This is a genomic window from Alloalcanivorax marinus (assembly GCF_016906305.1).
Lineage (GTDB): Bacteria > Pseudomonadota > Gammaproteobacteria > Pseudomonadales > Alcanivoracaceae > Alloalcanivorax > Alloalcanivorax marinus.
In genome coordinates this window covers 13,105-30,586 of the sequence record NZ_JADDOL010000020.1, presented here as the reverse complement: position 1 = coordinate 30,586, position 17,482 = coordinate 13,105, and the positions used below count along the sequence as shown (strand labels likewise).

The following is a 17,482-nucleotide window of genomic DNA, read 5'->3' as shown; positions in this document are numbered from 1 at the left end:
GGACGCCATGCTGGACATCCACCAGTTCGACCAGATCAACCCGCCGGCCCGTCTGCTGATGGGCCCTGGCCCGATCAACGCGGACCCCCGGGTGCTGCGTGCCATGGCGGCCCAGCTGGTGGGCCAGTACGACCCGTCCATGACCGGCTACATGAACGAGGTGATGGCGCTCTACCGGGCCCTGTTCCGCACCGCGAACCGCTGGACCATGCTGGTGGACGGCACCTCCCGGGCCGGCATCGAGGCCATTCTGGTGTCGGCGATCCGCCCCGGTGACCGGGTGCTGGTGCCGGTGTTCGGGCGCTTCGGCCATCTGCTCTGCGAGATCGCCCGCCGCTGCCGGGCGGAGGTGCACAGCATCGAGGTGCCCTGGGGCCAGGTGTTTGAACCCCAGGCCATCGAGGACGCCATCAAGCGTGTCAAACCCCGCCTGCTGCTCACCGTCCAGGGCGACACCTCCACCGGCCAGCTGCAACCGCTGGCGGAACTGGGTGAGATCTGCCGCCGCCACGACGTGCTGTTCTATACCGACGCCACCGCCTCCTTCGGCGGCAATGCTCTGGACACCGATGCCTGGGGCCTGGACGCGGTCTCCGCCGGCCTGCAGAAATGCCTGGGCGGCCCGTCCGGCAGCGCCCCCATCACCCTCAGCGACAACATGGAAGAAGTGATCCGCCGGCGCCAGCACGTGGAGGAGGGTATTCGCACCGAGGCCCACCGGGACGGCGAGGACGAGAGGATCGCCTCCAACTATTTCGACCTGGGCATGGTGATGGACTACTGGGGGCCGGAACGCCTTAACCACCACACCGAGGCCACCAGCATGCTGTTCGCCGCCCGCGAATGTGCCCGGCTGATCCTTCAGGAAGGCCTGGACCACACCATCGCCCGGCACGCTCTGCACGGCGCCGCCTTGCTGCGGGGCGTGCAGGGCCTGGGGCTGGACACCTTCGGCGACCTCAACCACAAGATGAACAACGTGCTGTGCGTACGGATCCCGGAAGGCATCCCGGGCGAGCCGGTGCGCGGCCTGCTGCTCAACGACTTCGGCATCGAAATCGGCACCTCCTTCGGCCCCCTGCAGGGCAAGATCTGGCGCATCGGCACCATGGGCTACAACGCCCGCAAGGACTGCGTATTGCAGACGCTCACCGCCCTGGAGGCAGTGCTGCGGCGCCTTGGCTTCCGCGCTCCCGAGGGCGGCGGCGCCCAGGCCGCCTGGGACTACTACGACCAGCAAGCGGCGGACGCCTCATGACCGCCGCCGCTCTGACCCGGGACCAGGCCCGCGCCGCCGCCGAGCGGGTGATGGCCCGCTGCGACGAACTGGCGGCGATCAGCGAAACCCCGGAGGCCCTGACCCGGGTCTACCTGTCGCCGGAGCACCGTCGCGCCAACGCCCTGGTCGGGGGCTGGATGCGCCAGGCGGGCATGACCGTTCACCAGGACGGCGCCGGCAACATTTGCGGCCGCTATGAAGGCGCCACGGCCGGCGCCCGGGCCCTGCTGCTGGGCTCGCACCTGGACACGGTCCGCGACGCCGGCCGCTACGACGGCCCGCTCGGCGTGCTCACCGCCATTGAAGCCGTGCACCACCTGCACCGGCAAAATGCCCGCCTGCCTCTGGCCATCGAGGTGGTGGGCTTCGGCGACGAGGAGGGTGTGCGCTTCGGCATTACCTTGCTGGGCAGCCGGGCCCTGGCCGGCACCTGGCCGGAGGGTTGGCTGGACCAGAAGGACGGGGAGGGCTTCCGCCTCGCCGACGCCCTGCACGAGTTCGGCCTGGACCCGCACCGGGTGGCGGACGCCGCCCGGCCGGTGGACGACATTGCCGCCTACCTGGAGCTGCACATTGAGCAGGGCCCCTGCCTGGAACAGGCCGACCGGGCCCTGGGCGTGGTCACCGCCATCAACGGCGCGCGCCGGCTGAACTGCACCTTCACCGGCCAGGCCGGCCACGCCGGCACCGTGCCCATGGGCCAGCGCCGCGACGCCCTGGCCGGCGCCGCCGAATGGATGACGGAAATTGAACAGGTCACCGGTCGGGCCGGCCCCGATCTGGTGGCCACCGTGGGCGCGCTGCAGTGCCGGCCGGGGGCGGTGAATGTGATTCCCGGCCAGGCGCGTCTGACCCTGGACATTCGTGGCCCGGAGGAAGAGCCGCTGGACGCCCTGCTCGACGACCTGCTGGCCCGCGCCGGCGCCATCGCCGAACGCCGGCGCCTGACCTTCGACGCGGACGAGTTCTACCGCATCGCCGCCACCGCCTGCGACACCGGCCTGCAACACCACCTGGCCGAGGCCGTCATGGAGGTACAGGGCGATGCCCCGCATCTGCCCAGCGGCGCCGGCCACGACGCCATCGCCCTGTCCGACCACTGGCCGGTGGCCATGCTGTTCGTGCGCTGCAAAGGCGGCATCAGCCACCACCCGGCGGAGTCCGTCACCACCGACGACGTGGCCCTGGCCATCCAGGCCTACACCCGGGCCGTCACCCACCTGGCCACCAACACCGCGCTTGACCTGAACCACGGTTGAGGTCCCAGACTTCCCCGCTCTTTTACCCAGCGAGGAAGCACCATGACCACCCCGACCCCGGCGGCGCTACCGCGCCGCGCCCTGGCCGGCATGATCACCGTGGCCGTGCTGGTGGGCCTGAACCTGCGGCCCTCCGTGGCCGCCGTGGGCCCCCTGGCCGACCGCATCCAGGCGGAGCTGGGGGCCAGTTATACCGGCCTGGCGCTGCTCACCACCCTGCCGGTGCTGGCCATGGCCGCCGGCTGCTTTGTCGGCGCCGGCCTGGCGCGCCGCCTGGGGGATTCCGCCCTGGTGGTGGCCTCGCTGCTGATGATCCTGCTGGCGGACCTGGTGCGGCTGGCCAACCAGACCCTGGCCGGCCTGATGCTCACGGCCCTGGTGGCCGGTTTCGGCATCGCCTTTCTGCAAGTGCGCCTGCCGGCGCTGATCAAGCGCCGCGCCGGCGGCTATACCGCTCTGGTGATGGGCTGGTACATCGCCGCGGTGATGGGCGGCGCCGCCCTGGCGTCGTCCCTGGCGCCGTCGCTGGCCACCTGGGCCGGCGGCTGGCGGGCCGGCCTGGCGGTATGGGCCGCGCTCGCGTTGCTGGCGTTGCTGGCCTGGTGGCGAGGCCAGGCGGTGTTCGGCGCGCCGTCGGCGCAAGGCGCCACCCTGCCCACCGCCGGCCTCTGGCGCCGCCCCCGTACCTGGACGCTGGCGCTGTTCTTCGGCCTGGGCACCGCCGGCTACACCTGTGTGCTGGCCTGGCTGCCGCCGTATTACATAGCGCGCGGCTTCAGCCCCAGTCAGGCTGGCGGCCTGCTCGGCTTGCTCACCGCCTGGGAAGTGGTGGCCGGCCTGTTGCTACCGCCCCTGGTCCTGAAAAGCGCGGACCGCCGTCCGGCGCTGCTGGCGGTGCTGGCCAGCGCCCTGGCCGGGTTCGTGCTGCTGGCCGGCTGGCCCCTGGGCTCGCCGCTGCTGGTGGCCACACTGCTGGGCCTGGGCATCGGCGGGCTGTTCCCGCTCAGCCTGATCGTCGCCATGGACCACCACGACCACGCCGAAGTGGCCGGCGCCCTGGCCGGCATCGTCCAGGGCATCGGCTACCTGATCGCCGCCTTCTCGCCGTTCCTGGCCGGCCTGATCCGCGACCGCCTGGGCGATTTCGCCCTGGCCTGGGTCGGGCTGGGGATGCTCTATCTGCTGCTTATCGGCCTGGCGCTGCGCTTCAACCCGCGCGGCTATGCCCGGCACTATCCGCTCAGGCTGGCAACGGATTAGCGGTCAAGAGCGGGCGCTTGTTCGGAGCGGGGCGGAGGGAATGTGTCGCGCGTCACGGTATTCCCGGGAGGTGTGCCTAAAATTTAACCGGCAACGCGCCCGGGGACCCATAACAGCAAGGGCGCACTACATAACATTCTGGGGGATAAAAATGATGAAAAGCGTTTTCGCCGGGGCGGCCGTGGCCGCGATCCTGGCTATCACCGGTTGTGGCGGCTCCAGCGGTTCCAGCGGGTCCGGTAGCGGCGGGGAGGCGGCCACGCGCAGCGCCCACTTCGTGGACAACGCGGTCACCGGCCTGCGCTACACCTGCGATGGGTCAAGCACCAAGACCACCGGCGAGCAGGGCGTGCTGCGTTGCCCGGACGGCAGCACGGCGCGCTTTCTGGTCGGCGACATTCCACTGGGTGAAACCGTGGTCGACGGCAACACCGTTTTCATCACCCCGGCGGACCTGGCCGGCGAGGGCGCCGACGAAACCGACTTCACGGTGATCAACATCAGTCGCTTCCTGATCAGCCTGGACGCCGACCAGGACCTGGAGAACGGCATCCAGATCGATCCCGCCTCGCACCAGAATCTGGGCCTGGCCATCGACTTCAGCCTGGATCCGGCGGCGTTCGAGACCGCGATCGCCTCCGCCCTGGAAATGCTCACCACCGACCTGCCCGGCGGGCCGCGCGCCCTGGTGGACGCCGGCGACGCCGAGGACCACGTTACCCTGGCATTGCATCTCACCAACGCCGGCCTGTACCGCGGCACCGTGCATCACACCGCCGATATCAGCCACGGCATGACGTTCCTGGTCACCCGGCAGGGCGCCGTCTACGGCAGCAACCAATCCGCCGAGGGGCTCTACGCCGCCACCGGTTTCGATGAAGGCTCGGACTGGCTGAACACCCTGGGCAGCGGCGACGATTTCAAGATCGACGGCACCAGTGGCGCCACGACCTTTATCGACGCCACCTTCAACAAGGGGCGGGCGACCGGCCAGCCGGCGGGCGACGACTACCCGCGTTTCGAAGCTACCCGCCGCCTGACCTTCGACCCGCTCTACGACCAGGACCTGGCCGATGACTTCGCGGACTTGCTGCCGCTGGCCATTGGCATCGGTGAGAACAGCGATGCGCCGTTCGTGATCGCCGACTCAGGCATGGGCGTGCGCGGCTCGCCGTTCAGTGCCTTTGAAGGCGGCCCGCCCTCCCAGCAGATCGAGAACGACGTGGAGTACGGGAGTATCGTGGTGGCCGACGTGGTCGGCACCAAATACCGGACCCTGCGCCTGCTGGGCATGTCCATGGCCGGCTACCTGGTCGATGCCACCGTCGACCTGAGCGGCGCGGAACCCACGGTGAACGCCACCTGGGAACACGTCCACGAAGGCCGTAGCGGCACAACGCAAACGTTCGTGCCCGTCCCCGACCTGGACCTGGAGCCCTAGCCGGCTAGCCGGGGCCGCCACACCGATGGCGTGCCCATGAAAACGCCCCCGCGGCGTCCCGCGGGGGCCGGGCTTGCCGAGGGCCGGTTCAGGCCACGTCCACCAGCACCACTTCACTGTCGACCTCGGCGCTGACCACCAGCGTGGTCTCGTCCTCGATGGCCAGGCCATCACCGGCTTCGGCCAGCTGGCCGTTCACCCGCACGCGCCCCTTGGCCGGCACCAGATAGGCCTTGCGGCCCGCCGCCAGCGTATAGGTGGCCTCCTGCCCGGCGCCCAGCGCCGCCGCCGCCACCCGACCGTCCGCCTGGATCGGCAGGGCGTCGCCGTCGTCATAGCCGCTGGCCAGTACCTTGAAGCCACCGTCCCGGCCCGCCTTCGGAAACGGCCGGCTGCCCCAGGTGGGCGGCAGGCCGGTGGCGTTGGGGATAATCCAGATCTGGAAAATCCGCGTCGGCGTGGCCTCCCGGTTGTACTCGCTGTGCGTGATCCCGGTGCCCGCGGACATCACCTGCACATCGCCGGCCTCGGTGCGGCCTTCGTTGCCCAGGTTGTCCTGGTGGGTGATGGCTCCCTCGCGCACATAGGTAATGATCTCCATGTCCCGGTGGGAGTGCGGCGCGAACCCGGTGTGCGGCGCGATGGTGTCGTCGTTCCACACCCGCAGGTCGCCCCAATGCATCCGCTTGGCATCGTGGTACCCGGCGAAGGAGAAATGGTGTTTGGCGTTCAGCCAGCCGTGGTCGGCCCCGCCCAGATGTTGAAATGCCCGCCGCTCGATCATGATGACCTCCTCGGTGCCGGCGGAATGCCGGCCTCAATGACGTCACTTTAGGATTGAAACAGCTGATGAAAAAGCGACTCTTTTGCCGCGATATCATCAGTTTTTTCGATTTTAATTGCTTGCTTGTGCGGTCGTGTGGAGGTGTTATCTTATAACGTCGCTTTCGCTGCTCGGGATTCGTCATGTTTCGATGGATAACGCGGACCACGCTGGCCGCGGGCACGACGCTGCCACTGCTCGGATTACTGACCGCCGCCCAGGCCGCCCCGGTGCATCAGCACGGCCGCGCGGAGGCGGCGCTGGTGGTGGAAGGGGACACCCTGACCCTGTCGTTCCGGGCGCCGCTGATGGACATCGTCGGCGCCGAGCGGCCACCGGCGGACGCCGACGAGCGGGCCCGGTACCAGGAACAAATGGACAAGGTCACGGCACCGCGACCGTCGCCGGCGGCGGGCTGCGAATTGCGGGAGGAAGCGGTCACCACAGTGGCGGAGCTGTTCCCGGAAGGGCAGGCTGACCACGACCACGACCACGACCACGACCACGACCACGACCACGACCACGACCACGCGGGCGGGGGCCATCAGGATCTGGAGGCCAGCTGGACCTACCAGTGTGCCCACATGGACCGTCTGGACGCGGTGACCTGGTCGTTCCTGGCTGACTTCCCGGCGCTCACCACCGAGGTGATTCTGCTGCGGCCACAAGGGCAGGGCGCCCGACGGCTGGCCCCCGGCCAAACCCGGCTGACCCTGGACGACGCATGATCCCGGCCCTGGACCTGGAAGACCTGCGCTTCCACCACCCGGGCCAGCCGCGCCCCTTTATCGCGGTGGAGCGGCTCACCCTGGCGCCCGGTGAACGGGTGCTGATCCACGGCCCCAGCGGCTGTGGCAAGAGCACGCTGCTGTCGCTGGTCACCGGCATTCGCCCGCTGCAGCGCGGCGACATCCACATCGCCGGCGAGGCGTTTTCCGGCCTGTCCCAGCGGCGCCGCGACGCCTTCCGCGCCGACCATATGGGCGTGATTTTCCAGGCCTTCAATCTGCTGCCGTATCTGTCCGCTCTGGACAATGTGGCGCTGACCCCGGCGTTCTCGCCGCGTCGCCGCCAGCGCGAGCCCGGAGAGCGGGCCTCGGCGGCCTTGGCGCTATTGCGGCGGCTCGGCCTGGACGAGACGGTGGCGCGCCTGCCCGCCCATCAGCTGTCGTTCGGCCAGCAGCAGCGGGTGGCGGCGGCCCGGGCCCTGTTCGGCCAGCCGGAGCTGATCGTCGCCGACGAGCCCACCTCCGCCCTGGACAGCGGCCACCGCGACGGCCTGATGCGGCTGCTGGCGGACCAATGCGAACGGGGCGGCAGCGCGCTGCTGATGGTCAGCCACGACCCGGCGGTGGCGCCGTTCTTCCATCGCTCCCTGGCGTTTGAGGATATCAATCGGGCGGCCCGCCATGCTGCCTAGAATCATCCTTGCCTCCCTGGCCACCCGCAAAACCTCCGCCGCGCTGATCGTCGCCGCCATCGCCCTGAGCCTGGTGATGATTCTCGGCATCGAGCGCCTGCGCCACCAGGTGCACGCCAACTTCGCCAGCACCGTCTCCGGCATGGATCTGATTGTCAGCGCCCGGGGCGGCCCCACCAATATCCTGCTCTACAGCGTCTTCCACCTGAGCGAACCCCCCGCCGGCATCGAGTGGCGCACCGTGGAGCACCTGGCCGCCCACCCCCAGGTGAAATGGTGGATTCCCATCGCCTTGGGCGACTTTCACCGTGGCTTCCCGGTGGTGGCCACCAACCACGGCTACCTGGACCACTACCGCTACGGCCGCGACCGGCCTCTGGAACTGGCCACCGGTGACTGGTTCGCCGGCCCGGACCAGGTGGTGCTGGGCAGCGACGTGGCCCGCCGCCTGGGCTACCAACCGGGCACGCCGGTGGTGCTGGCCCACGGCTCCGGCGGTGGCCCGGCCATCATCGAGCACGACGACCACCCCTTCACCGTCAGCGGCATCCTCGCCCCCACCGGCACCCCGGTGGACCAGGGGCTCTATATCTCCCTGCAGGCCATGGCGGTGATCCACAGCGGCGGTCGCTACGCCTATCCCGTGCCCGGTCGCCCGGCCGCCAGCGACAAACCAGACACCGTCAACGCGGTGATGCTCGGCCTGAAGCAGCGCACCGCCATTCTCGGCCTGCAGCGAGAACTGTCCCGCTACGACGGCGAACCGCTCAGCGCCATCATCCCCGGCGTGGAACTCCAGCGCCTGTGGCGCATGACCGCCAACGTGGAAAACGCCCTGCGCGCCGCCGCCGTGGCGGTATTCCTGGTGGCGCTGCTGGTGCTGATCTCCACGGTGCTGGCGGCCCTGGAAGGCCGCCGCCACGAACTGGCCGTGCTGCGCGCCGCCGGCGCCGGACGCGGCACCGTCTACGGCGTGATCGTCGGCGAAAGCCTCTGCCTCACCCTGGCCGGCTGCGCCACCGGCCTGCTGCTGCTGTTCGCCGCCCAACAAATCCTGGCCCCCTGGGCGCTGATGGAATGGTCCCTGCGGCTGCCCACGCACCTGCTGGCCATGGCGGAACTGCCCCTGGTCGCCGCCGTGCTGCTGGCCGGCTCCCTGGCGGGCCTGCTGCCCGCCGAAAAAGCCTTCCGCAACAGCCTCGCCGACGGCCTCACCCCACGGAGCTGATATGAAAGCCCTCTCCCTTGCTCTGCTCGCCCTGATGTTGAGCGCACCGGTACCGGCCGCCGAACCCTCGGAGCCGCCCGCCGAACCCGCCCACATCCAGGCGGAATCCAACGTCTGGGACACCCTGGTCCCCAAGGACTGGGACCCCCGCGCCGAATACGACGCCATCTCCAAGAAAATCTACGGCAACAACTCCCCCGACCAGCTCGACGACACCGACGCCCGCGCCGTGGAACTCTTCGACGCCATGCAGGACGCCTGGAGCAACGCCCCCCTGCGCCAGGACCTGGACAACACCGCCCTCACTCTCCCCGGCTTTGTGGTCCCCCTGGAAGGCGACGACAAACACCTGCGCGAATTCCTGCTGGTGCCGTACTTCGGCGCCTGCATCCACTACCCTCCGCCGCCCCGCAACCAGGTGGTGCTGGTCAAAATGCAGGGTCAGGGCATGCCGGTGGACATGATGTGGGACGCCGTGGAAATTGAAGGCACCCTCAAGGTCGACTCCCGGAAGACCGAATACGGCACCGCCGGGTATGTGTTGGAGGGGGATCAGGTGCGGGCTTATACGGGCGAGTCGTAGGTATTCCTGAATGATTCAGATGTTGGCGAAATACGATGAGAGAAAATTGTAGAGGTGCCTTCCAGATCAGGCGCTTCCAGTCTCCCTGAGAGCAGTAATCTTCAAGTTTATGATTTTCATGGTTTTTTACTGTGGCGGTTAATTATTAGCCAAGAAGAGGGGGCTGTGATAATTTTTTAAGTGTATTGGCCAGCCACTGGATTGGAAATGAGAAAGTCTCGAAAGCAAATCGTTTCGAATGACCGTTATCGATTGCAGAATCCGTATGCTCATATGGAAGAGTTGGAGGAGTTTGAAGAGAAGCGCCTGGCTGTGGGCGCTGTTTATTCCGGAAGTAAAGAATTGCACGCAGCGCGAGAAAAGCTCCAAAACCCGCACGCTTTCGACGACGGGGAGGGTGGGTTCGTTGGGGTATTGACCTCCAGGTCTCGGCACTCTGATCAGGAGGGTTTTGGAAAGGCGGCCTCTATAGCGATGACCGGCTTCCCAGTTGGTAAGAAAAAGAAAGCCGGTAGCTATTCGAATGAAGAAATAGAGAGCATCGTTAGAGGCTTTCACCGGTATCTATGGGAAAGCCGAAAATCTTTGTGGCCTGAAAAGGATATATCCAATCCGCTTGATGTATTGGACTTGAGGAAGTCCCTTGGAAGTGTTGGGTATGACTATATGGAAGTGGAAGGGATTGAGAGTGCCGTTCTGGCGTCTGGGAGAGTCGAGGTTGAGGGGATAATCGACCCACGTTCAAAAATGGTTTATATATCCGGTCAGTGTTCCCCTGAAATTAAAAGATTTACCGCTGCTCATGAATTGGGGCACGCGGTTTTGCATGAGATGACGGGGGCCGCTCATCGCGATCGTGCTTCCGACGGCTCAAAAATCTCACGTCGACCAATGGAAAGAGAGGCTGATCGGTTTGCGAGCTGTTTTCTGATACCTGAAAAGCAGCTGAGGCGGCATTTTGAGGCGCGATTTGGAAGTGCCCCTTTTATGTTGACTGAGGAAAGCGCTTTCGCTTTGGGGGTAGATATGCAGGAAATCGAGAAGCATGTAGAAAGAGATTCGCTACACATATTGCTTGCCGACGCCAAAACTTATAACGGTGTCTCTTTTTTATCGTTGGCTGAGCGATTTAAGGTCTCAAAAACTGCAATGGCTATACGGATAAGAGAGCTGGGACTCATTCGCCAAGGCTAAGGGAATGAGCAGGTGGGGATGCCTCTCGTTCTTCAAAGGTGTCGGTTAACGTCCTGCCGGGCATGAAGAATCCGAATGATCTCCAGTTGGCTTGTTTGCATGCGGTAGAAGATGACGTGGCTGCACACCGAGCGGCTGCGGATCTCGCCAGGCAATTCCGGGCGCGCTCTGCCCGTCCCAGGATTTTCGAGAAGCGACCAGAGGGCTTCCTTTAAGTCATCCAGGTACCGATCGGAGCGGGTCTTGCCCCAACTGAGCGTGCCATATTGCCGGATCGCTACCAGATCCTCGCGAGCGGCGGGTGAGAGGATCAGAGAGGGCGGCATGGGTTACGCCTTCAGGTCCTCGAACAGGTCGTTTAGGCGAGCCTTGGAGGTGATGCGGGTGCCCTCGCCGCGGTCCAGTTGATCCACGCCTTCCTGAAGCTGCTCACGCAGGCGCGCCAGCTTGAGTTCGTTGATCCATTCTTCATGGGTTTCCACGAAGCGCAGGGCCTCGCGGATGACTTCGCTGGCGTTGTTGTAGAGCCCGCTTTCCACTTTGGTTTTGATGCGTGCTTCCAGTTCGGGGGTTAGTGAGATGTGCATGCTCACTCTCCTGGGGTTGGGGTACATGATTATGCTATGCGTCGGACAAAGTTTGTCAATCTTTGAGACTACAGAATGGGGAGGGGCTTCTGACTGGATTAACGGTGGTGCCAAGTTCATCGCGACTGAAGTCGCTCCTACATCAAGGACCCAGCCCACCGTGTAGGAGCGGCTTCAGCCGCGATCAACCATAAAAAAGCCCCGGCGGGCGAACCCGCCGGGGCTTTTCAGCTCTCGGCAACGGTGAAGAGAAGGGTTAAACCCGCTCGATCACCGTGGCAATCCCCTGCCCCAGGCCGATGCACATGGTGGCGAGGCCGATCTGGCCGTCGTTGCCCTCCAGTACGTTCAGCAGGGTGCCGGTGATGCGGGCACCGGAGCAGCCCAGGGGGTGGCCCAGGGCGATGGCGCCGCCGTTGAGGTTGACCTTCTCGTTCATCTTGTCGAGCAGTTTGAGGTCCTTCAGTACCGGCAGGGATTGCGCGGCGAAGGCTTCGTTGAGCTCCACGTAGTCGATGTCGTCGATGGTCAGGCCGGCGCGGGCCAGGGCTTTCTGGGTGGCCGGGACCGGGCCGTAGCCCATGATGGCCGCGTCGCAGCCGGCCACGGCCATGCTGCGGATCTTGGCACGGGGCTTGAGGCCCATGGCCTGCGCTTTTTCGGCGGTCATCACCAGCATCGCCGCCGCGCCGTCGGAGAGGGCGGAGGAGGTGCCGGCGGTGACGGTGCCGCTGACCGGGTCGAACACCGGGCGCAGGTTGGCCATGTCTTCCAGGCTGGCGTTGGGACGGATGGTTTCGTCGATTTCGCACAGCACTTTGTGGCCGTTGGCGTCGTGGCCTTCCACGGGCACGATTTCGTTTTTCCAGCGGCCTTGTTCGGTGGCTTCCCAGGCTTTCTTGTGGGAGCGCACGCCGAATTCGTCCTGCTGTTCACGGGTGATGCCGTGCATGCGGCCGAGCATTTCCGCGGTCAGGCCCATCATGTTGGAGGCCCGGGCGGTGTACTTGGACAGTTCCGGGTTCAGGTCCACGCCGTGGTCCATGGCCACATGGCCCATGTGTTCCACGCCGCCGATGACGAACACGTCACCGTTGCCGGTCATGATTGCCTGGGCGGCGCTGTGCAGGGCTTGCATGGAGGAGCCGCACAGGCGGTTGACGGTTTGCGCCGCGGTGGTGCGGGGCACGCCGGCCAGCATGGCGATGTTGCGGGCGATGTTCATGCCCTGTTCCTTGGTCTGGTTCACGCAGCCCCAGATCACGTCCTCGGTGGTGGCGGTGTCCCAGCCGGCGTTGCGTTCCATCAGGGCCTGGATCAGCAGCGCGGAGAGTTTTTCCGCGCGTACATTGCGGAACATACCGTTCTTGCTTTTGCCCATCGGGGTGCGCACGGCATCGACGATGACCACGTCTTTCGGATTCAAACTCATTTCAAAATCTCCTTTGCCCGTGCCTTAGCCGAAGAAGGACTCGCCCTTGGCGGCTTTGTCCTTGAGCATTTGCGGCGCTTCGTACAGCGCGCCCAGGTGGGCGTACTTGTCACACAGTTCCACGAAGGCCTGGGTGCCGATGCTGTCGATGTAGCGCAGCGGGCCGCCGCGGAACGGAGGGAAGCCGATGCCGTAGATCATCGCCATGTCCGCTTCGGCGGGGGAGCCGACGATGTTGTCTTCCAGGCAGCGGACGGTTTCGGTGCACATCGGGATCATCATGCGGGCGATGATCTCGTCGGCGTCGTAGTCCTTCGGCTCGCTGGTGACGGCGGGCTTGATCAGCTCGTAGGTCTTTTCGTCGACCACTTTCTTGGGCTTGCCCTTCTTGTCTTCCTCGTACTTGTAGAAGCCGATGCCGTTCTTCTGACCATAGCGTTCGTTTTCGAACATGATCTCGGTCGGGTCCTTGAAGTCGTGGTCCATGCGGTCGGGGAAGCCTTCCGCCATCACCTTGGCGGCGTGCACGCCGGTGTCGATGCCGACCACGTCGAGCAGATAGGCGGGGCCCATGGGCCAGCCGAATTTCTGCATAACTTTGTCGACCTGCTGGAAGTCGGCGCCGTCACGGACCAGCATGCTGAAGCCGGCGAAGTAGGGGAACAGCACCCGGTTCACCAGGAAGCCGGGGCAGTCGTTCACCACCACCGGGTTCTTGCCCATTTTTTGGGCGTAGTTGACCAGGGTGGCGACGGTTTCATCGGAGGTTTTTTCACCGCGGATCACTTCCACCAGGGGCATCATGTGCACCGGGTTGAAGAAGTGCATGCCGGCGAAGTTTTCCGGTTTCTTGAGCGCTTCGGCGAGCCGGTTGATGGAGATGGTGGAGGTGTTGGAGGCGAGGATGGCGCCTTCCACTTTCTCTTCGGTCTCGGCCAGGACGGATTGCTTGATCTTGGGGTTCTCGACCACCGCCTCGACGATCACGTCGATGTCCTTGAAGTCCTCATAGCTGAGGGTGGGACGGATGGCGGAGAGCACCTTGCCCATGCCGGCGGCGTCCATCTTGCCTTTGCTGACGCGTTTGGAGAGCAGTTTGGAGGCTTCGTTCATGCCCAGGTCCAGCGCCTTGTCGTTGATGTCCTTCATCACGATGGGCGTGCCCTTGAGGGCGGACTGGAAGGCGATGCCGCCGCCCATGATGCCGGCGCCGAGAACGGCGGCGTGCTTCACTTCGCGGGAGGCCTTGGCGGTCTTGCCGTTCACTTTCTTGACCTGCTGGTCGGCCAGGAACAGGCCCACCATGGCGGTGGCCTGCTGGGTCTTGGCGAGCTTGGCGAAGCCTTTGGATTCCACGTCCAGGGCGTCGTCGCGCTTCATGCCGGCGGCCTTCTGCATGGACTTCACGGCTTCCACCGGGGCGGGGTAGTTCTTGCCGGCCTGCTGCTGGACCATGGCCATGCCGGTCTGGAACGCCATCATCTGTTCCATCGGCGGCATCGGCAGAGGATCCAGTTTTTCCTGGCGCTTGGCGCGGAAGTCGATCTTGCCGGCCAGGCACTGCTTGACCAGGTCGATGGCGGCGTCACGTTCGTCGCCGGCTTTGACCACGGCGTCGACGATGCCCACTTTCAGGGCCTTGTCCGCTTTGTTCTGGCTGCCGGTGGCGATCCACTCCACGGCGTTGTCCACGCCGATGATGCGCGGGGTGCGCACGGTGCCGCCGAAGCCCGGGTAGATGCCCAGCTTCACTTCCGGAAAGCCCACCTGGGCGGCTTCGCCCATGACGCGGAATTCGCAGGCCAGGCACATTTCCAGGCCGCCGCCCAGGGCGAAGCCGTTGATGGCCGCCACCTTGGGCACGTCCAGATCTTCGAAGGCGTTGAAGATATCGTTCGCCTGACGGGACCACTTGGCGATCTCCGCCTCGTCGTTGGCGAACATTTCGGTGAATTCGGTGATGTCGGCGCCGACAATGAAGACTTTCTTGCCGGAGGTGACCACGATGCCCTTGACCTGGTCGTTGCCCTTGAGGGCCTCGGTGGCCTTGCTCAGGTCTTCCAGAGTGGCACGGTTGAACTTGTTCACGGACTCGCCCTGAAGGTCGAACTTCAGTTCGGCGATGCCGTCGTCAAGCAGTTCTACGCTTACGGCGTTGCCTTGGTAAATCATAACGATTGCTCTCCAGTCCCAAAGTACGCGGAGGGGCCGCGGGCGTGGCCCGCCGTTTCATGTGAGTGTTTGCTCACATTTCCGGTCGAGCCCGCTCAGGGTCGCCAAGTATAAGAAGCACGGGCGCTTGATGTTAGCCCCCCTGTGTGACTTATGGGTCGTTTCCCTTGACGCAAGGGGTGGATACCCGGACGCTTGCCGCGATTGCCCCCACTGACGGATGTCATGACCGTAAGTTCGTACCCCCGTATTCGCCGCCGCCCGCCGGTGTCCGTGGACTGGCCGGGCGTGCCGCCGCTGCTGGCGCGCATTCTCGCCGGCCGTGGGCTGACCGCTGCGGAGCAACTGGAGTTGACCCTGGGGCGGCTGCCGCACCCGGATCATTTTCAGGGCCTGGCGGCGGCGGTGGAGCTGCTGGTGGCTGCCCGCGAGCAGCACTGGCGTATTTGCATCGTCGGTGATTACGATGCCGACGGCGCTACCGCCACCGCGCTGATGGTGCGAGGACTGCAGGCGCTGGGCTTCCCCCGTCCGGATTTTCTGGTGCCCAACCGGTTCGAGTACGGCTACGGCCTGTCGCCGGCCATCGTCGAACTGGCGCGGGTGACGTTCGAGCCGGACCTGATCATCACCGTGGACAACGGCATCGCCAGCGTGGACGGCGTGGCTGCCGCGCGGGCCGCCGGCATGCGCGTGCTGATCACCGACCACCACTTGCCCGGCGAGCGCCTCCCGGAGGCGGACGCCATCGCCAACCCACGGTTGGAGGGCGACGAATTCCCCGCCGCCAATCTGGCCGGCGTGGGCGTGGCCTTCTATCTGCTGATGGCGGTGCAGCGGCGGTTGCGCCTGAAAGGCGCGGTGGTGGATCTGCTCGACCTGGTCGCCCTGGGCACGGTGGCGGACGTGGTGCGCCTGGACGACGCCAACCGCATCCTGGTGGAGCAGGGTCTGCGGCGGCTGCGCGCCGGCAAAGGCAACCCGGGCATCCGTGCGCTGCTGCAGGTGGCCGGGCGCGACCCGTCGCGGGCGCTGGCGGCGGATCTGGGGTTCGCGGTGGGGCCGCGGCTCAACGCCGCCGGGCGGCTGGCGGACATGACCCATGGCATCGACTGCCTGTTGGCGGACAGCGTTTCCGAGGCGCGCCAGTATGCCGAGGAGCTGGACGCCATCAACCGGGAGCGGCGCGGCATCGAGCAGGGCATGCGCGACGCCGCCATGGCGGAAGTGGCCCGGTTGCGCGAGCAGACATTGCCGGCGGCGCTGTGCCTGCACGGCCGGGACTGGCACGAAGGGGTGGTGGGGATTCTGGCGTCGCGGGTCAAAGAAGCCGTGCACCGGCCGGTGATTGCCTTCGCCCCGGCCCAGGAGGCCGGGCTGCTGAAAGGCTCCGGGCGCTCGATCCCGGGGCTGCATCTGCGCGACGTGCTGGACGCGGTGGCCACCCGTCATCCGGAGATGCTGCACAAGTTCGGCGGCCACGCCATGGCCGCCGGCATGACCCTGAGGGCGGCGGACCTGGAGGCGTTTCGCGAGGCGTTTCAGAGGGCGGTGCGCGAGGCGGCCAGCGACGACCTGTTCGACCCGGTGGTGGACAGCGACGGCGGCCTGGACGACCGGGACATCTGCCTGGCCACCGCCGAGCTGCTGTCCCACCGGTTCCCTTGGGGCCAGGGCTTTCCACCGCCCCGTTTCGACGGCGAATTCGAAGTGCTCAACCACCGCGTGGTGGGCGAGCGGCACTTGAAGCTGACCCTGGGCCTGCCGGCGGTGAGCGGCGTGGTGGACGGCATCCTGTTCAACGCCGACCCGACCCTGCTGGGCGCCCGCCTCAAGCGCGTGGAAGGCGTCTACCGCCTGGAGGTCAACGAATTCCGTGGCCGCCGCGCCCCGCAAATGCTCTTCGAACACCTCCGCCCGCTCCCCTGACGGGGTCGGACCACCATAACCCCTTGTTTTTCCGGGGAAAGCCTGCCCAGGGAAGCCGGTTTAACCGCTTACAGGGTCGTTTTCGGTGGTCGAATAGGGCTGATAGACGAATGGCTCTTCGCGCAGATGGCAGGTCTCGCCAGCCGTTTCGATTGGCCGATTCCTGGCAATGGGGCCCTGGGCGTCGCGAAACTGCTCCACGAAGTCCCGGCTGCCCACCGCCAGCGCCTCGGTCCAGGCCGGGTCACGCCCGTGGTCGCCGCTGTCCAGGGCTTCCTCCACCCAGTCCCGATGGGACCGCCGCAGCACCCCCAGATCGGAGATCCCGAGCACGTTCATCAGCGCACCGGTGTTGATGATGCGGTGACGGGTGCGTGGCAGTTGGATCTCCTTGTAGCCGCAGGTGTCCCATTCGCGGGGATGCCGTACGCGGCCGGCGCGCACCATATTCAGGTCGATGTAGACCAGACAACGGCGCAGATGCTCGCCGGTTTCCACCGCCGTGGCGTGGTAGCGACCCTCCCAGAAGGCCCCTCGGCGGCGCCGGCGCCCGTTGAAATGCTGGGCGGTGCGTCCGGCCACCAATTGGATGGAACGCCGAATCTCGTCGTCGCCCCGGTCGTGGACCAGAAGGTGTACGTGGTTGCTGGTGGCGATGTAATTGAGAATCCGCAGGCCATAGCGGCGCCGCGCTTCGTAGAGCCAGCGCTCCCAGAGGCGACGGTCGTGTTTGAATTTGAGTAGAAAGGTCTGGTCGTGGCAGCGGTGGGTGATGTGCCAGACATGACCCGGCAAGTAATGACGGTGGGCGCGAGGCATCCGTTCCTCCTTTCTTTATGCTGATTTTTGACTAGTAAAAACCATGCATTAAGCGC

General features: G+C 65.9%; 16 protein-coding genes. 10 read left to right on the top strand and 6 right to left on the bottom strand.

Annotation, left to right across the window (positions count from 1 at the left end):
- Positions 1-7: 7 nt before the first annotated feature.
- The 4 genes from IM760_RS15140 (at position 8) to IM760_RS15125 (ending at position 5,239) form a co-directional block, all read left to right on the top strand.
- Positions 8-1,258, top strand: coding sequence for a pyridoxal-phosphate-dependent aminotransferase family protein (locus IM760_RS15140; RefSeq protein WP_204430917.1), 1,251 nt, complete (start codon positions 8-10; stop codon positions 1,256-1,258).
- Positions 1,255-2,538 (top strand): allantoate amidohydrolase, encoded by a 1,284-nt coding sequence (gene hpxK / locus IM760_RS15135; RefSeq protein WP_204430915.1) that lies wholly within the window; start codon positions 1,255-1,257, stop codon positions 2,536-2,538. The genes IM760_RS15140 and hpxK overlap by 4 nt, the downstream gene beginning before the upstream one ends.
- Before the next feature lie 42 nt (positions 2,539-2,580).
- Positions 2,581-3,798 carry an MFS transporter gene (locus IM760_RS15130; RefSeq protein WP_239549883.1) on the top strand — a complete coding sequence of 406 codons (1,218 nt, stop codon included), beginning with the start codon at positions 2,581-2,583 and terminating at the stop codon, positions 3,796-3,798.
- A gap of 151 nt (positions 3,799-3,949) precedes the next feature.
- A complete protein-coding gene (locus IM760_RS15125) occupies positions 3,950-5,239 on the top strand; it encodes a hypothetical protein (RefSeq protein WP_204430913.1) in 1,290 nt (429 codons plus the stop codon).
- An 88-nt stretch (positions 5,240-5,327) separates the two neighbouring features.
- Here IM760_RS15125 and IM760_RS15120 read toward each other — a convergent pair whose 3' ends face one another.
- Positions 5,328-6,023: a pirin family protein gene (locus IM760_RS15120; RefSeq protein WP_204430911.1), complete on the bottom strand. Its 696-nt coding sequence runs from the start codon at positions 6,021-6,023 to the stop codon at positions 5,328-5,330.
- Positions 6,024-6,205: 182 nt separating this feature from the next.
- On the opposite strand from IM760_RS15120, the gene IM760_RS15115 reads away from it, so the two are divergent.
- The 5 genes from IM760_RS15115 to IM760_RS15095 all read left to right on the top strand — a co-directional run bounded on the left by IM760_RS15115 (position 6,206) and on the right by IM760_RS15095 (position 10,487).
- Positions 6,206-6,790: a ZrgA family zinc uptake protein gene (locus IM760_RS15115; protein WP_204430909.1), complete on the top strand. Its 585-nt coding sequence runs from the start codon at positions 6,206-6,208 to the stop codon at positions 6,788-6,790.
- Entirely contained in the window at positions 6,787-7,482 is a 696-nt protein-coding gene (locus IM760_RS15110; RefSeq protein WP_204430907.1) for an ATP-binding cassette domain-containing protein, read from the top strand. Before IM760_RS15115 ends, IM760_RS15110 begins: the two co-directional genes overlap by 4 nt.
- Positions 7,472-8,710: an ABC transporter permease gene (locus IM760_RS15105; RefSeq protein ID WP_204430905.1), complete on the top strand. Its 1,239-nt coding sequence runs from the start codon at positions 7,472-7,474 to the stop codon at positions 8,708-8,710. Before IM760_RS15110 ends, IM760_RS15105 begins: the two co-directional genes overlap by 11 nt.
- A gap of 1 nt (position 8,711) precedes the next feature.
- Positions 8,712-9,293, top strand: coding sequence for a DUF3299 domain-containing protein (locus tag IM760_RS15100; RefSeq protein WP_204430903.1), 582 nt, complete (start codon positions 8,712-8,714; stop codon positions 9,291-9,293).
- A 207-nt stretch (positions 9,294-9,500) separates the two neighbouring features.
- Positions 9,501-10,487, top strand: a complete 987-nt coding sequence (locus IM760_RS15095) for an ImmA/IrrE family metallo-endopeptidase (protein ID WP_204430901.1) — start codon at positions 9,501-9,503, stop codon at positions 10,485-10,487.
- A 32-nt stretch (positions 10,488-10,519) separates the two neighbouring features.
- On the opposite strand, the gene IM760_RS15090 is transcribed toward IM760_RS15095, so the two are convergent.
- The 4 genes from IM760_RS15090 to fadB all read right to left on the bottom strand — a co-directional run bounded on the left by IM760_RS15090 (position 10,520) and on the right by fadB (position 14,678).
- On the bottom strand, positions 10,520-10,813 hold the full coding sequence (locus IM760_RS15090; protein WP_204430898.1) for a type II toxin-antitoxin system RelE/ParE family toxin: 294 nt from the start codon (positions 10,811-10,813) through the stop codon (positions 10,520-10,522).
- A gap of 3 nt (positions 10,814-10,816) precedes the next feature.
- Entirely contained in the window at positions 10,817-11,074 is a 258-nt protein-coding gene (locus tag IM760_RS15085; RefSeq protein ID WP_204430897.1) for a type II toxin-antitoxin system ParD family antitoxin, read from the bottom strand.
- Positions 11,075-11,330: 256 nt separating this feature from the next.
- Positions 11,331-12,506: an acetyl-CoA C-acyltransferase FadA gene (gene fadA, locus IM760_RS15080; protein ID WP_204430895.1), complete on the bottom strand. Its 1,176-nt coding sequence runs from the start codon at positions 12,504-12,506 to the stop codon at positions 11,331-11,333.
- Between the two features lie 24 nt (positions 12,507-12,530).
- The gene (gene fadB / locus IM760_RS15075; protein ID WP_204430892.1) at positions 12,531-14,678 is read right to left on the bottom strand and encodes a fatty acid oxidation complex subunit alpha FadB; all 2,148 of its coding nucleotides are present in this window, start codon (positions 14,676-14,678) and stop codon (positions 12,531-12,533) included.
- A 225-nt stretch (positions 14,679-14,903) separates the two neighbouring features.
- On the opposite strand from fadB, the gene recJ reads away from it, so the two are divergent.
- On the top strand, positions 14,904-16,607 hold the full coding sequence (gene recJ, locus IM760_RS15070) for a single-stranded-DNA-specific exonuclease RecJ (RefSeq protein WP_204430883.1): 1,704 nt from the start codon (positions 14,904-14,906) through the stop codon (positions 16,605-16,607).
- Positions 16,608-16,667: 60 nt separating this feature from the next.
- On the opposite strand, the gene IM760_RS15065 is transcribed toward recJ, so the two are convergent.
- Positions 16,668-17,426, bottom strand: a complete 759-nt coding sequence (locus IM760_RS15065) for a transposase (protein WP_204430881.1) — start codon at positions 17,424-17,426, stop codon at positions 16,668-16,670.
- Between the last annotated feature and the right edge of the window lie 56 nt (positions 17,427-17,482).

Bases quoted from the DNA above. Each gene is read 5' to 3' on its own strand.
- IM760_RS15140 (WP_204430917.1), top strand. From the start codon at position 8: ATGCTGGACATCCACCAGTTCGACCAGATCAACCCGCCGGCCCGTCTG.
- hpxK (WP_204430915.1), top strand. From the start codon at position 1,255: ATGACCGCCGCCGCTCTGACCCGGGACCAGGCCCGCGCCGCCGCCGAG.
- IM760_RS15130 (WP_239549883.1), top strand. From the start codon at position 2,581: ATGACCACCCCGACCCCGGCGGCGCTACCGCGCCGCGCCCTGGCCGGC.
- IM760_RS15125 (WP_204430913.1), top strand. From the start codon at position 3,950: ATGATGAAAAGCGTTTTCGCCGGGGCGGCCGTGGCCGCGATCCTGGCT.
- IM760_RS15120 (WP_204430911.1), bottom strand. From the start codon at position 6,023: ATGATCGAGCGGCGGGCATTTCAACATCTGGGCGGGGCCGACCACGGC.
- IM760_RS15115 (WP_204430909.1), top strand. From the start codon at position 6,206: ATGTTTCGATGGATAACGCGGACCACGCTGGCCGCGGGCACGACGCTG.
- IM760_RS15110 (WP_204430907.1), top strand. From the start codon at position 6,787: ATGATCCCGGCCCTGGACCTGGAAGACCTGCGCTTCCACCACCCGGGC.
- IM760_RS15105 (WP_204430905.1), top strand. From the start codon at position 7,472: ATGCTGCCTAGAATCATCCTTGCCTCCCTGGCCACCCGCAAAACCTCC.
- IM760_RS15100 (WP_204430903.1), top strand. From the start codon at position 8,712: ATGAAAGCCCTCTCCCTTGCTCTGCTCGCCCTGATGTTGAGCGCACCG.
- IM760_RS15095 (WP_204430901.1), top strand. From the start codon at position 9,501: ATGAGAAAGTCTCGAAAGCAAATCGTTTCGAATGACCGTTATCGATTG.
- IM760_RS15090 (WP_204430898.1), bottom strand. From the start codon at position 10,813: ATGCCGCCCTCTCTGATCCTCTCACCCGCCGCTCGCGAGGATCTGGTA.
- IM760_RS15085 (WP_204430897.1), bottom strand. From the start codon at position 11,074: ATGCACATCTCACTAACCCCCGAACTGGAAGCACGCATCAAAACCAAA.
- fadA (WP_204430895.1), bottom strand. From the start codon at position 12,506: ATGAGTTTGAATCCGAAAGACGTGGTCATCGTCGATGCCGTGCGCACC.
- fadB (WP_204430892.1), bottom strand. From the start codon at position 14,678: ATGATTTACCAAGGCAACGCCGTAAGCGTAGAACTGCTTGACGACGGC.
- recJ (WP_204430883.1), top strand. From the start codon at position 14,904: ATGACCGTAAGTTCGTACCCCCGTATTCGCCGCCGCCCGCCGGTGTCC.
- IM760_RS15065 (WP_204430881.1), bottom strand. From the start codon at position 17,426: ATGCCTCGCGCCCACCGTCATTACTTGCCGGGTCATGTCTGGCACATC.